Below are 13,647 nucleotides of genomic sequence, written 5' to 3'. Positions count from 1 at the left end.
GACGGGACTTACAGGTAGTGGCGCTGGGCCTGCTTGCGGGCGGCGTACGTCTCGTACGCGTCACGGGTGGAGTCCAGGGCGGAGGTCTGGCTCACCGGCACGTCCCACCAGCCGTGGCCGGGCGGGTTCGGCCCGTACAGGTCGGTCTCGACGTGCACGACCGTGGTGCGGGTGGCCGCCTTCGCCTTCTCCATCGCGGCACGGAACTCGTCGACGGAGGTGGCGTGCAGGACGTCCGCGCCGAGCGAGGAGGCGTTGGCGGCGAGGTCGACGGGCAGCACGTCACCGTCGAGCCGGCCCGAATCGCCGTTGCGGAAGCGGTACTTGGTGCCGAACCGCTGCGAGCCCAGCGCCTCCGACAGCGAACCGATGGAGGCGAAGCCGTGGTTCTGGACGAGGACGATGATGACCTTCAGGCCTTCGGAGACCATGGTCACGATCTCCTGAGCCATCATCAGATACGAGCCGTCGCCGACGAGTACGACGACCTCGCGCGACGGGTCGGCCATCCTCGTGCCGACGCCGGCGGCGACCTCGTAGCCCATGCAGGAGTACGCGTACTCCACGTGGTAGGCCTTCGGATCCCGTGCCCGCCACAGCTGTTGCAGGTCGCCGGGCATGGAACCGGCGGCGTTGATGACGACGTCACGGTCGCCCAGGACGTCGTTGAGCGCGCCGAGTATCTGGGTCTGGGCGGGCAGTTCACCGGTGTGCCGGTCGGCCGCGAAGCACTCCTCCTCGATCTCCCTTGTGCGGGCGATGAGTTGGCGGGTGCGGTCGCGGTACTCGGGGGCGACCTCCCAGTCCGTCAGTGCCCCGGCGAGGGCTTGGACACCGAGCCGGGCGTCGGCCACCAGCGGTTCCGCCGAGTGCTTGACGGCGTCCAGGCGAGCCACGTTGAGGTTGACGAACGTGACGTCCGGGTTGCCGAAGACAGTGTGGCTGGCGGTGGTGAAGTCGCTGTACCGGGTGCCGATGCCGAGGACGACGTCCGCCTCGCGCGCCAGTTCGTTCGCCGCGTACGAGCCGGTCGAGCCGATGCCGCCGACCGCGTACGGGTGGTCCCAGGGCACCGCGCCCTTGCCCGCGTGGGTGTCCGCGACCGGGATGCCGGTGGCCTCGGCGAAGGCGCGCAACTGGGTCTCGGCGCCGGAGTAGACGGCACCGCCGCCGGCCACGACCAGCGGCCTGCGGGCACCACGCAACAGACGCGCGGCCCGCTCGACGGCAGCGGCCTCCGGCACCGGGCGGCCCACATGCCAGACCCGGCGCCGGAAGAAGGAGACGGGCCAGTCGTACGCCTCGGCCTGGACGTCCTGGGGCAGCGAGAGCGTGACGGCGCCGGTCTCGACCGGGTCGGTGAGGACCCGCATCGCGGCCAGCGCGGCCGGTATCAGCTGCTCGGGCCGGGAGATCCGGTCGAAGTACTTGGACACGGCCCTGAAGGCGTCGTTGACCGTGACGTCCCCGCCACGGGTGTCCTCCAGCTGCTGCAGGACCGGGTCGGCGGCGCGGGTCGCGAACATGTCGCTGGGCAGCAGCAGGACGGGGATCCGGTTGGTCGTCGCCAGGGCCGCGCCGGTGATCATGTTCGTGGAGCCGGGGCCTGTCGACGCCGAGCAGGCGAAGGTCGCCAGCCGGTCGCGCATCTTCGCGTACGCCACCGACGCGTGCACCATGCCCTGCTCGTTGCGGGCCAAGTAGTAGGGCAGGTCGGCCTCTTGGGTGACGGCGGCCTGCAGGAGCGCCTGGCCCAGACCGGCCACGTTGCCGTGCCCGAAGATGCCCCAGACGCCGGGGATCAGCCGCTGCTCCTGGCCGTCGCGCTCGCTGTACTGGTTCGCCAGGAAGCGCACGAGGGCCTGTGCGGTGGTGAGCCTGATCGTTTCCATCACTCGGTCTCCTTGGCCCCGAACGGCAGCCGGGGGTCGGTCGCCTGGGCGTCCCAGGTGCCGCGGACCCACTCGTGGGCGGGGTCGTCGCAGATCAGCCAGGCGCGGTCCTGTCCGGGACCGGCCATGACGTTGAGGTAGTAGAGGTCGTAGCCGGGTGCGGCGACCGACGGGCCGTGCCAGCCGTGCGGAATCAGGACCGTGTCGCCGGTACGGACCTCGGCGAGCACGTCGATGGGCCGCTCCGGGGTGCCGTAGACCCGCTGGTGGGCGAAGCCGTCCTCGCCCGCGACCTGGAAGTAGTAGATCTCCTCCAGCTCGGACTCGACCGGGTTGCCGCTGTCGTCCGTACGGACCTCGTCGTGCTTGTGCGGCGGGTACGAGGACCAGTTCCCGCCGGGCGTGAGCACCTCGCACACCAGCAGCCGCTCGGCGTCGAACGTGCCCGGCAGGCAGTAGTTGTTGACCTGGCGGGAGCAGTTCCCCGCGCCGCGCAGTTCGACCGGCACGTCCTCCTTGCGCCCGTACCGAGCCGGGTGACCTCCCCGCTCGGTACGGGCGGAGGGCAGCGCGAACAGACCTCCCTGCGCGCTGCTCATCAGGGCTTCCGACTCGCGCGGTAGATACGCGAAGTCGGTGGCCGAGGCGAACACGCCTGTCCGACCGGCGAGTTCGAAGACCTCGCCGTCCGTGGTGACGGTGCAGGAGCCCGTCAGCGGCAGGACCAGGAACTCGGAATCCCCGGTGGACAGGGCGTGCGCCTCGCCCGGCCTCAGGGTCAGGATCCTGAGGCCGGAGTATCCCCAGCCCGCCGACTCGGGCGTGACCACGAGGTCGTACGAGCCGTCGGCCGAAGTCCCGTGGCGGAGGTGGTACTTGCTCGTGTCGCTCACAGCAGGCTCACCGCCCGGTCCACCGCTCCGGCCACGTCGCCGTCCGAGGGGTAGAGCAGGGAGCGGCCCACGACCAGGCCCTGTGCGGTGGGCTGCTTGAGGGCCTTGCCCCACGAGGCGAAGGCCGCGTCCGGGTCGGTGACCTCGCCGCCCAACAGGAGCGCCGGCAGGGTGGAGGCGGCCAGGACGCGCTCCATGTCCTCCACGACCGGTAGCTTCAGCCAGGTGTAGGCGGTGCGGCGGCCGAGCCCCGAGGCGATGGTGACCGACTTGACGACCGCGTCGGTGGAGAGGTCGTTGCGGACCCTGCCGTCCTGCCAGGTGGACAGGAACGGCTCGACCAGGGCTATGAGTTGACGGTCGTTCAGCTCGTCGACCGCACGCGCGGTGTTCTCCAGGACGGACGGCGTGGCCGGGTCCTGGAGGGCGATGCGGGTGAGCATCTTGCCGCCGTCGAAGCGCATCGCGGCGATCGTCTCGGCGTCGTAGCCGGTGAAGCGGTCGTCGATCTCGAAGACCGACCCGGCGAGCCCGGCCCGGTTCATCGAGCCGAAGACGCTCTTGCCGTCGAGCACGCCGAGCAGCAGCAGGTCGTCCAGGATGTCCGCCGTGGCCAGCACACCGGTCACACCGGGCCGCTCCAGAGCGACGCACAGGCGGTCCAGCAGCTTGAAGCGGTCGGCCATGGCGGTGGGGTCGCCACCGACGCCGTTGGCACCGCGCGCGGGATGGTCCGCCGCGATGATCATCGCCTTGCCGTGCTCGCCGAGCAGCGAGGTGGCGCGCACGCGTCGCGCGGCGGCCGCCGCGACGGCACCGGGATCGCCGACCCGGGCCTCCACGATCCGGCTCACGTTGTCAGACAGCACGTCGTCACACCTCTCGCTGAGAGTCGTCGAGGGAGCCGGGGAAGCCGGAAGGGGAGGAAGCGGGGGAACCGGAGGAACCGGGGGCCAGGGGGTGGAGCTTCGTCTCCACCTCGGCCTCGGTCGGCATGGCGTCGGAGCAGGACAGCCGGCCCGCGACGATGGCGCCGGCGGCGTTGGCGAAGGAGACGGTGCGGCGGGTGTCCCAGCCGGAGAGCAGACCGTGGCAGAGCGCGCCGCCGAAGGCGTCACCGGCGCCGAGGCCGTTGACGACGTCCACCGGAACCGGCGGGATCTCGGCGGTCGAGCCGTCCCGGTTCATGGCGAGCACACCCTTGGGCCCCTGCTTCACCACGGCGAGTTCGACCCCGGCGGCGAGCAGCGCCTTCGCGGCCGCGTACGGTTCGCGCTCGCCGGTGGCCACCCCGCACTCGTCGAGGTTGCCGACGGCGACGGTGGTGTGGCGCAGGGCCTCGGCGTAGTACGTACGGGCCGCCGCCGGGTCCTTCCAGAACATCGGCCGCCAGTCGAGGTCGAAGACCGTTGTCCCCGCCTTCGCCCGGTGCGCCAGGGCGGCGAGGGTGGCCGAGCGGCTCGGGTTCTCGCTCAGCCCGGTTCCGGTGATCCAGAACACGCGGGCGTCGCGCACCGCCGCGAGGTCGAGCTCGTCGGAGCGGATGTCCAGGTCGGGAGCCTTCGGGAGGCGGTAGAAGTAGAGCGGGAAGTCGTCCGGCGGGAAGATCTCGCAGAAGGTCACCGGGGTTGGCGCGATGTCCGACGTACCGACGAAGCGGGTGTCGACGCCGTAGCCGTCCAGGGCCGTGCGGACGAAGTCCCCGAACGGGTCGCGGCCCGTCTTGGTGATCACGGCCGCGGAGTGCCCGTAACGGGCGGCGGCGACGGCGACGTTGGTCGGGCTGCCGCCCAGGTACTTGCCGAACGAGGTGACCTCGGCCAGTGCCACGCCTGTCTGGAGCGGATACACATCCACTCCGACGCGGCCCATGGTCAGCACTTCCAACGGCATAGCGCGATTTCCCTTCGCTCCGGAGATCCCCGGGGACGGTGGACTTAAAGCGCTTTAAAAGCGCCTACAGCGGAGAACGATGCCTTCGCTTAAATGTCCTGTCAATAGGTTGTTACTACGAGATTTCGCCAGGCGGCTCGGGCCTGATCCGCAGGTCAGGCCCGAGCCGGGAGGAGTCACAGTCACGCGTACGGCACCGGGCCTGTTGGGACCCGTCGGCGTCCGTCAGGACCCGGCGGCCAGGTATCCGTCGATCTTCTCGCGCATGAAGCGCGAGGACTCGTGGGCTCGTTCCTCCCACGCGAACACGCAGGCGGTCAGTGTGCCGTCGAAGTTGTTCGCCTTCAGCTCCCGGAAGAGCTCCCCGAAGTCGACCTCGCCCTGCCCCATGTCCAGGTGCTGGTGGATCCGTGCGGGGGTGCCGGGCGGATTGAGGATGTACCGGTTGCCGGACGACGCCGTGTGGTCGAACGCGTCGGCGAGGTGCACGTGAGTCAGCAGGTCGCCGGCGTACTGGATGATGCCGGGGGCGTCGTTGCCGATGTGGAAGGTGTGCGGGGCGCAGTACAGGAACGTGACGTTGGGGTGGTTGATGCCCCGAATCAGGTTGACCGCGTCATAGCCGTTCTCGATGAAGTCGTCCGGGTGCGGTTCCAGGGCCAGGTGGATGCCCTCGCGCTCGAAGACCGGGAGGAGTTCGTCGAGGGACTTCCAGAACTGCGCCTCGCTGCGGTCGGCTTGCTCCGGGCGGCCGTTGAACTCGGAGATCATGCTGTCCACGCCGAGGTCGGCGGCGATCTGGATGGACCGCTTCCAGTACCGCACGGCAGCCTGTCGGTCGTCCTCGTCCGGCCCGGACCAGCGGAACAGGGGCAGCATCGAGGAGATACCGACGCCCGCCGCGTCCAGGGCCTTGCGGAACTTCCGTACGGTCGCGTCGTCGACACGGGGATGGCGGAAGAACGGGATGAAGTCCTCGCGGGGTGAGAGCTCGATCCACTCATAGCCCAACTCGGCCACCACGGCGGGTAGTTCGAGCAGCGGGGTGTCGCGGATCATGTACGGATCGAGGGCGATCTTCATGAGGGAATGCCTTCGGGTCGGTGGGGGACGGTCGAGCGTTGGATCGGGGTGCCCTGGGTGCGGAGGTCCTCGGTGCGTTGTTCCGCCGTGTGGTGGTCCGCCGTGCGGTGGTACGCGGTTGAGTGGTCCTCGCGATGAGGGCGGCAGCTGCGTTCGCCGCTGTTAGCTCTTTCCTTCGGCGGAGGTGGAAGTGGAGGCAGCGGTGGTGGTGGGTGTCTTGAGGTCTTCGGCTTCGGGGAGTTCTTCGACGTCGACGCCGCGGACTTGGGCGAGTTCGTGTTTGAGTGCGGCGAGTTCGGCGCCGCCTGCCATGTGGTTGGTGAGTTCTTCGAGGCTGACGTCGGCGCGGGCGGCGGAGAGTTCCATGGTGCCCAGGCGCAGGACGCTGAAGTGGTCGCCGACCATGTAGGCGTGGTGGGGGTTGTGGGTGATGAAGATGACGCCCAGTCCGCGGTCACGGGCGGCGGCGATGTACTTCAGCACGACGCCGGACTGTTTGACGCCGAGGGCTGCGGTGGGTTCGTCGAGGATGAGGACGCGGGCGCCGAAGTAGACGGCGCGGGCGATGGCCACGGACTGGCGCTGGCCGCCGGAGAGGGTGCCGATGGGCTGGTCGAGGTCGTCGAGGATGATGCCCATGTGGCGCAGTTCCTGGTCCGCGGTCGCCTTCATCCTCGCGATGTCCAGGCGGCGGACGGGCCAGGGGCCCTTGGTCATCTCGGAGCCGAGGAAGAAGTTCCGCCACACCGGCATCAGGGGGACGGTGGCGAGGTCCTGGTAGACGGTGGCGATGCCCTTGTCCAGGGCCTCGCGCGGGTTGCTGAGCTGGACGGCCTGGCCGTCGATGAGGAATGCGCCCTCGGTGTGCTGGTGGAGGCCGGAGATGATTTTGATGAGGGTGGACTTGCCGGCGCCGTTGTCCCCGAGCACGCAGGTGACCTGGCTGGGATATACGGCGAGGTCGACGCCGTGCAGGGCGCGGACGTTGCCGTAGGCCTTGCCTGCGCCCTGGAGTTCGACGATCGGCTCGGTGGTGTCGGGCTTGTCCTTGACCGCTGCGCCGTTGGGGGAGGTGGGGTTGGTGGTCATGGGCTTTACCTCCGGGTGGCCTGGCGGCGGACCCACAGATTGACGAGGGCGGCGAGCAGGAGCATGACGCCGAGGAAGGCCTTGAACCAGTCGGGGTTCCAGTTGGCGTAGACGATGCCCTGGGAGACCATGCCGAAGATGAAGGCGCCGATGACCGGGCCGATCGCGGAGCCGTAGCCGCCGGTGAGCAGGCAGCCGCCGATCACCGCGGCGATGATGTACAGGAACTCGTTGCCCACGCCCTCGCCGGACTGGACGGTGTTGAACGAGAACAGGATGTGCATCCCGACGAACCAGGCACCCGCACCCACCCCCATGAACAGGGCGATCTTGGTGAAGGTGACCGGGACACCGACCGCGCGGGCCGATTCCTTGTTGCCGCCGGTGGCGAAGATCCAGTTGCCGAACTTGGTGCGCAGCAGCAGCCAGGTCGCCCCCGCGGCGAACACCAGCCAGTAGAAGGCGGTGATCTTCACGTCGACGCCGCCGATGCTGATCTCCGAGGCGAAGATCTTCTTGGCCTGGTCGAAGCCGTCCATGTCACTGATCGAGTCGGTCGCGACATTCCCGGTGAAGATCTTTGTGATGGCGAGGTTGGCGCCCTGCAGGATCAGGAACGACCCCAGCGTGATCAGGAACGACGGCAGCCCGGTGCGTACCAGCATGTAGCCGTTGAACGCGCCAATGGCCAGGGAGACCAGCAACGCGACGATGACGCCGGTCCATACGTTCATGGAGAGCTGGAAGCTCCACATGCTCGCCGTCAGCGCGGAGGTGGTGACCGCGACACCGGCGGAGAGGTCGAACTCCCCGCCGATCATCAGCAGCGCCACCGGCAGGGCCATGATGCCCATCACGGAGGACTCGTAGAGCACGTTGGCCAGCGAGCCGGCCTCGCGGAACGGGGAGGCCACCGCGAAGAAGAAGATGTAGACGGCGATCGCCGCGATCAGCGCGCCGATCTCGGGGCGGGCCGCCAGCCTGCGGGTCAGGGACCGTTGCGAGGTCCGGCCGTCCTTGGGGGCGGCCGGCGGAGCCGGCGACGAGGAACCCGTCGCCGGTGCCGTTGCTGCCTGGATCATCGGGCTCACCGAGTGCCCTTCTCAGCGAACTTCGCGATGGCCTCGACATTGGACTTGTCCACGAACGCCGGACCGGTCAACACCGGCGCCTGGCCACCGCCACTGAAGTTGCCGTTGGTCTTGTAGAGCCACAACGAGTCGACCGACAAGTAGCCCTGCAGATACGGCTGCTGGTCGACCGCGAACTCGACGTCACCGCCCTTGATGGCGCTGACCATCTCCTTGTTGAGGTCGAAGGTCGCCACCTTCGCCTTGCTGCCGGACTCGGAGACCGACTGCACGGCGGTCAGTGCGAAGGGGGCACCGAGCGTGACCACGGTGTCGATCGACGTGTCCTGCTTGAGCTTGGCGCTGATCGTCGACTTCACGGACGGCATGTTCGTGCCGTTCACGTACAGGTTCGTGGTCTTGCCCTTGAAGGTCTTCTTCACACCCGCGCAGCGCTGCTCCAGGCCGACGTGGCCCTGGACCTGGATGACACAGATGTTGTTCTTGGCGCCGGTCTCGTTGAGCTTCTCGCCGAACGCCTCCCCGGCGACCAGCTCGTCCTGGCCGAAGAACTCCAGCAGGCCCTGGTCCTTCCACTGGTCCATGCCGGAGTTGAGTCCGACGACCGGGATACCGGCCTTGCGCGCCTTGGCGACGACGTCCTTCATCGCGTCGGGCTTGGCCAGAGTGACCGCGATGCCGTCGACCTTCTGGTCGATCGCGTTCTGGACGAGGCTGGCCTGCGTCGACGCGTTCTCGTTGCTGGAGTAGATGAGCTTGACGTTGTCCTTGGCCGCGGCGGCCTGGGCGCCCTTGCGGATGATGTCCCAGAACGTGTCCCCGGGAGGCGCGTGGGTGACCATCGCGATGGTCATGCGGGGGGTGTCGGCCTTGCCGACAGCCGCGTCGCCCGAGCCCTCCTCGGCCTTCTTGCCACCGGAACTGCTGGAACAGCCGGCGAGGACCAGAGCGGCCGCGGCGGCCACGGCCACTGCGGGGACGATTCTGCGGGAGCGGGGAAGGGATGTGCGGTTCATGGTTCGTGCACCTCACTGTGCATCTGGTTGGGAATCTGGAGCCGCGGCTGCTGGTTGGGCCGGGGTGATCGCGAGCACCTCGGTCAGGGTCGCGGTACGGGCGGGGAGAGCGGGCTGAACCCGGTTCGGCGGGTTCCGGTGACACCCGGTGACACCTGGTGACGCCAGGGGGCGACGACGTCCGGACGCAGGCCCTCGATCCGGTCGACCTCGTGGTGCCCGGATTCGACCTTCACGGCCCTGTCGGGTGGAGAGCGTGCGGATGCTTCGGGAACGTGGCGCGTAAGGCGTAGCCGCGCCCGGTACCGGCATGCGGGGAGCCGTGGCGGCGGACCGTGCCGCGGCCGAGCGCCTTGTGGGCGTCGACGGTGGCCGGGCGCCTGCCGGGCACCCCGGTCCCATGCACGGCCGAGGCAGTGCCGTAGCCGCCCGGGCGGTTGCGGTCGGCCATGCCGGCGCCGATGGCACCGATTCCGATCGACTGCTTCCTCACTGAGGCTCCTCTCCGGCGCGCGAGACGCTGTGGCAGGGGAGTCGGAGAGCGCGATCCATGGGGTTTCGCGCTCCCGAGCTGGCTACGTTGGAACAACAGGACAATTTAAAGCGCTTTAAGTCCTGGTACTATCGGCTCGTTTCGTGAGCGTGTCAAGGGTGTTGCGCGGGGAGATTGCTCAGGGAGGTATCAGTGGATGACGTCGATTCCGCGCGTGACCGGAACGGCACGGGCAGGCGGCCCCGGCTGGAGGACGTGGCCGCGAGGGTGGGGCTGTCCACGGCGTCGGTGTCCCTCGTCCTGCGCGGTGTGTCCGGCCCCAGCGAGCGGACCCGTCAGCGGGTCCTGAAGGCCGCCGCCGATCTCGGCTACCAGGTGGACCGCACCGCGAGCCTGCTGGCCAGCAGACGCACGCGGCTGCTCGGCGTCATGGTGGACGTCCACCGCCCCTTCCACGCCGAACTGGTCGAGCACCTGCACACGGCAGCCGAGGCGGTCGGCTACGACCTCGTCCTGAGCACCCAGACCCGCACCCGCGACGAGCACACCGCCGTCGAGACCCTGCTGGCCTTCCGCAGCGAAGCCATGATCCTCCTCGGTCCGACCGTCCCCGCCGACACCCTCGCCGCCCTCGACCGCAAGTCCCCCGTCATCGCCGTCGGCCGCCGGATCGCCGACGCCGCCCTGGATGTCGTACGCACGGCGGACGACGACGGAGTGGGCCAGATCGTGGACCATCTGGTGGGCCTCGGACATCATGCGATCGCGTACGTCGACGGTGGCAAGGGCGTCATCGCCACCGACCGGCGCCGCGGCTACCGCACCGCCATGCGCCACCACGGCCTGGACGCGTACATACGGGTCCTGCACGGTGACCACACCGAGGCGGCGGGCGAACGCGCGGCCCGCAAGCTCCTCGACGGCGACGCCCTGCCCACCGCTGTCGTCACCTACAACGACCAGTCCGCCATCGGCGTCCTGGCGGCCCTCGCCCGAGCCGGTGTCGCCGTCCCGGGCGAGGTGTCCGTGGCCGGCTACGACGACGACACGCTCTCCCGGCTGAGCTGCTTCAACCTGACCACCGTCAGCCAGAACGCCGAGGAACAGGCGCGGCACGCGGTCGCCGCCGCCGTCGAACGCCTCGACCACGGCCGCACCGAGCCCCGCGAGGTCGTACTCCCCCCGCAACTCGTCATTCGCGGCACGACGGCCGAGCCCGCGTGACCGAGCCCGCCGGACCTCGCCTGACTGACTTGGCCTGACCGACTCCGACTGCGCAGGCGGAGTCGGCGCGGCGCAGCCGATCACCGTGCGCCGAAAACCCGTCGCGACACATGCGGCGGATTGTTAGCCTGGATGCATGAGTTACGTTCTCTACCTCTGACCGGGCCCCAGGCTCCGCTCCTCACATCACAGCTGAGGCGCCGGGAGCCGTGATGTCGCCCGCGGTCCCGCCCTGTTCAGGGCCTGGCCGTTCGTCAGATCGAAGGCTCGCCTCCACCCCTCACGCACAGGGGTGACGTGTGCCTCCTTCCGGAGGAAGAACAACGTGACCACTCTCAACCTGCCTGCCCGCGATCGGGCCCAGCTGACCTGCACGGGCGTCCGCGTCGACCGCGGAGGCCGCACCGTCCTGCACCAGGTCGACATGAAGATCGCCCCGGGATCGCGCTGGGGCGTCGTCGGCGAGAACGGACGCGGCAAATCGACCCTGCTGCACGTACTCGCCGGCATCCTGGCACCCGACGAGGGGACCGTGCATCGCGTCGGCACGCTGGCCCTGGCCGAGCAGGAGATGCCGGCCGAGGACGAGCGTACGGTCGGCGACATCGTCGACGAGCACCTCGCCGACGCCCGCGCCGCCCTCCGACAGCTGGATGCCGCCGCGACGGACCTCGCCGAAGCGCGGCCCGGTGCCGAACAGGACTACGCCGACGCCCTGGAAGCGGCGCAGACGCTGGACGCCTGGGACGCCGACCGCCGGGTCGATGTCGCCCTCGCGGGGCTCGGCGCAGTCAGCGACCGCACCCGTCACCTCGCCAACCTCTCCGTCGGACAGCGCTACCGGATCCGGCTGGCCTGTCTGCTGGGCGCCGAGTACGACCTCCTGCTGCTGGACGAGCCGACCAACCATCTCGACCTGGCGGGTCTCGAGTACCTCACCGCCAGGCTGCGCGCCCACTCCGGCGGTGTCGTCGTGGTCAGCCACGACCGGGCGCTCCTGTCGGACGTGACCACCACGATCCTCGACCTCGATCCCACCCGGGACGGCAGCCCGCGCGTCTACGGCGGCGGGTACACCGGTTACCGCGAGGGCCGCGAGGCCGAACTGGTCCGGTGGGAGGCGGAGTACGAGCTGCAGCAGACCGAGCACGCCCGCCTCAAGCAGGCCCTGTCCGAATCGCAGAACCGGCTGATCAGCGGCTGGCGCCCGGACAAGGGCACCGGCAAGCACGCGCGGGCCACCCGCGCCGGTGCGCTGGTCCGCTCCGTCCACCGGCGCCAGGACGACCTGGAGCAGCACAAGGTCACCGCGCCCGTCCCGCCGCAGCGCTTCAGTCTGCCCGAGCTGCCCGCCCGGCCCGGCGTCGTCCTGCTGCGCGCGGAGGAGGTGACCGTCGACGGGCGGCTGGACCGGCCGACCGGTCTGACGCTGGCGTCCGGCGACCGGCTGGCCGTCACCGGGCCGAACGGGGCGGGCAAGTCCACGCTCCTGTCCGTCCTGGCCGGACAACTCGCCCCCACCACAGGCAGGTTGCACCGCTCGCGCAAGCTGCGTCTGCACCTGCTCGGACAGGAGTCGCCGCGAGCGACGCACCGGCGGGCCCATGACCTCTACCACCAGCACACCGCGCGACTGGTCAGCACCGGTGTCCTCAAGGAGGGCGAGGTGACCGGGCTCGGCGCGCTGGGTCTGCTCAGCTCACGCGACGCCAACAAGGCCGTGGCCGAGCTGTCCATGGGACAGCAGCGCCGTCTCGACCTGGCCCTGGCTCTCGCCGCCCGCCCGCACGTCCTGCTGTTGGACGAGCCCACCAACCACCTGTCCATCGCCCTGGTCGACGAACTCACCGATGCTCTCCACACCACCGAAGCGGCCGTCGTCCTGGCCACCCACGACCGTCAGATGCAACGCGACATCCACACCTGGCCTCACCTGCCACTGACACTTCCCCGTCCTTGTTGACGGTGAGCCCTTGTTGACGGTGAGCGTGTAGAAGACGCCGGTGCGCATCCCGCACCGGCCGTCGCCACGGCGCAGACCGGGTTCCATGACCGGTCTGCGCCGACTGCTTCGGTGGTACGTCAGACGCGGTCGGCCGCGATCAGCAGGTACTGGAAGCTGCCGTTCTTGTACGCGGTGAGGAACGTTTCCTCGATGCCCGTGACCAGGTGGTCGGCCTGCTTGCGCAGTTCCCAGTAGGGCAGGGCGTCGGCGGTGAGGTCCTGTACGTGGACGGGCACCAGCCGGTTCCGGGCCATCGCGCGGAAGTACTCCGACCGTGGGTGGATGTCGCAGATGTAGTGGGCGTTGATGAGGGACACCTCGCGGGAGGCCCGTCCGTAGGCGTCGTTGTAGCAGCCGGTGATCGTCACATAGCGTCCGCCGCGGCGCAGCAACCGGGCGTGCTCGGCGAACAGCAGGTCCAGTTCCACGTACATGGTGGACTCGTTGTTCCAGGACGCCGCGTACGCGCCCGACCGGAAGCCGGTGTCCAGCATGTTCCGGTGGTGATAGGCGACCTTGTCGTCGATACCCCGCTTGCGGGCCTGGGCGTTGGCGAACTCGGCCTGCTTCGCGGAGATGGTGACTCCGTCGGCGTGGCAGTCGTACCGCAGGTTCGCCACCACGCTGCCGCCGCCGCGTCCACAGCCGGCGTCGAAGACGCGGTCGGCGGGGGAGAGAGGGCCGAGGTGGGTGGAGAGGAGCACGGCCTGTTCCTGCTCCAGACGGTGCAGTTCGGCGGTGAGCCGCTGCCTGCGCAGGTCGGGGTCGGCCTCGTCGAGCACGGACCGGTCGGCGGCGCCGATGCCGTAGTGATGGTGGTAGAGGTCGTCGATCCTGCCCAGTTCGAGGTTGACCGGGTTCTCCTCGGCGTTCCAGTAGTCCGCGACGCGGGTCTGGTACGTGGACTGGGTGGGCACCGGGGCTGCAGTGGTGCGTGCGTGGGGGGCGGTGGTCAACGGTGGCTCCTC

At 69.5% G+C, this 13,647-nt stretch carries 13 protein-coding genes; 2 read left to right on the top strand and 11 right to left on the bottom strand.

Going from position 1 to position 13,647, the window contains the following annotated elements; genetic code table 11:
- Positions 1-8: 8 nt before the first annotated feature.
- The 10 genes from iolD to JEQ17_RS04915 all read right to left on the bottom strand — a co-directional run bounded on the left by iolD (position 9) and on the right by JEQ17_RS04915 (position 9,450).
- Positions 9-1,892, bottom strand: a complete 1,884-nt coding sequence (gene iolD, locus JEQ17_RS04960) for a 3D-(3,5/4)-trihydroxycyclohexane-1,2-dione acylhydrolase (decyclizing) (protein WP_200394050.1) — start codon at positions 1,890-1,892, stop codon at positions 9-11.
- A complete protein-coding gene (iolB, locus tag JEQ17_RS04955; RefSeq protein WP_200394049.1) occupies positions 1,892-2,785 on the bottom strand; it encodes a 5-deoxy-glucuronate isomerase in 894 nt (297 codons plus the stop codon). The genes iolD and iolB overlap by 1 nt, the downstream gene beginning before the upstream one ends.
- Positions 2,782-3,654, bottom strand: a complete 873-nt coding sequence (locus JEQ17_RS04950; protein WP_200394048.1) for a Cgl0159 family (beta/alpha)8-fold protein — start codon at positions 3,652-3,654, stop codon at positions 2,782-2,784. The genes iolB and JEQ17_RS04950 overlap by 4 nt, the downstream gene beginning before the upstream one ends.
- 4 nt (positions 3,655-3,658) lie before the next feature.
- Positions 3,659-4,678, bottom strand: coding sequence for a 5-dehydro-2-deoxygluconokinase (iolC, locus tag JEQ17_RS04945; protein WP_200394047.1), 1,020 nt, complete (start codon positions 4,676-4,678; stop codon positions 3,659-3,661).
- Positions 4,679-4,903: 225 nt separating this feature from the next.
- On the bottom strand, positions 4,904-5,761 hold the full coding sequence (locus JEQ17_RS04940; protein ID WP_200394046.1) for a sugar phosphate isomerase/epimerase family protein: 858 nt from the start codon (positions 5,759-5,761) through the stop codon (positions 4,904-4,906).
- Between the two features lie 162 nt (positions 5,762-5,923).
- Complete coding sequence (locus JEQ17_RS04935; protein WP_200394045.1) at positions 5,924-6,850, bottom strand: ATP-binding cassette domain-containing protein; 927 nt, start codon at positions 6,848-6,850, stop codon at positions 5,924-5,926.
- Positions 6,851-6,855: 5 nt separating this feature from the next.
- On the bottom strand, positions 6,856-7,932 hold the full coding sequence (locus JEQ17_RS04930; protein ID WP_200394044.1) for an ABC transporter permease: 1,077 nt from the start codon (positions 7,930-7,932) through the stop codon (positions 6,856-6,858).
- 5 nt (positions 7,933-7,937) lie between these two features.
- Positions 7,938-8,957, bottom strand: coding sequence for a sugar ABC transporter substrate-binding protein (locus tag JEQ17_RS04925; protein ID WP_200394043.1), 1,020 nt, complete (start codon positions 8,955-8,957; stop codon positions 7,938-7,940).
- 83 nt (positions 8,958-9,040) lie between these two features.
- Positions 9,041-9,193: a hypothetical protein gene (locus JEQ17_RS04920; RefSeq protein WP_200394042.1), complete on the bottom strand. Its 153-nt coding sequence runs from the start codon at positions 9,191-9,193 to the stop codon at positions 9,041-9,043.
- Entirely contained in the window at positions 9,190-9,450 is a 261-nt protein-coding gene (locus JEQ17_RS04915) for a hypothetical protein (protein ID WP_200394041.1), read from the bottom strand. Before JEQ17_RS04915 ends, JEQ17_RS04920 begins: the two co-directional genes overlap by 4 nt.
- 192 nt (positions 9,451-9,642) lie before the next feature.
- Here JEQ17_RS04915 and JEQ17_RS04910 point away from each other — a divergent pair, with 192 nt between their 5' ends.
- Both JEQ17_RS04910 and JEQ17_RS04905 read left to right on the top strand, forming a co-directional pair.
- On the top strand, positions 9,643-10,674 hold the full coding sequence (locus tag JEQ17_RS04910) for a LacI family DNA-binding transcriptional regulator (protein WP_200394040.1): 1,032 nt from the start codon (positions 9,643-9,645) through the stop codon (positions 10,672-10,674).
- A gap of 325 nt (positions 10,675-10,999) precedes the next feature.
- Entirely contained in the window at positions 11,000-12,637 is a 1,638-nt protein-coding gene (locus tag JEQ17_RS04905) for an ABC-F family ATP-binding cassette domain-containing protein (RefSeq protein WP_234048071.1), read from the top strand.
- A gap of 119 nt (positions 12,638-12,756) precedes the next feature.
- On the opposite strand, the gene JEQ17_RS04900 is transcribed toward JEQ17_RS04905, so the two are convergent.
- Positions 12,757-13,635 (bottom strand): geranyl diphosphate 2-C-methyltransferase, encoded by an 879-nt coding sequence (locus JEQ17_RS04900; RefSeq protein ID WP_200394039.1) that lies wholly within the window; start codon positions 13,633-13,635, stop codon positions 12,757-12,759.
- Positions 13,636-13,647: the final 12 nt, after the last annotated feature.

It is taken from the genome of Streptomyces liliifuscus, assembly GCF_016598615.1.
Classification (GTDB): Bacteria; Actinomycetota; Actinomycetes; order Streptomycetales; family Streptomycetaceae; genus Streptomyces; species Streptomyces liliifuscus.
This window is presented reverse-complemented; position numbering and strand designations above follow the sequence as displayed.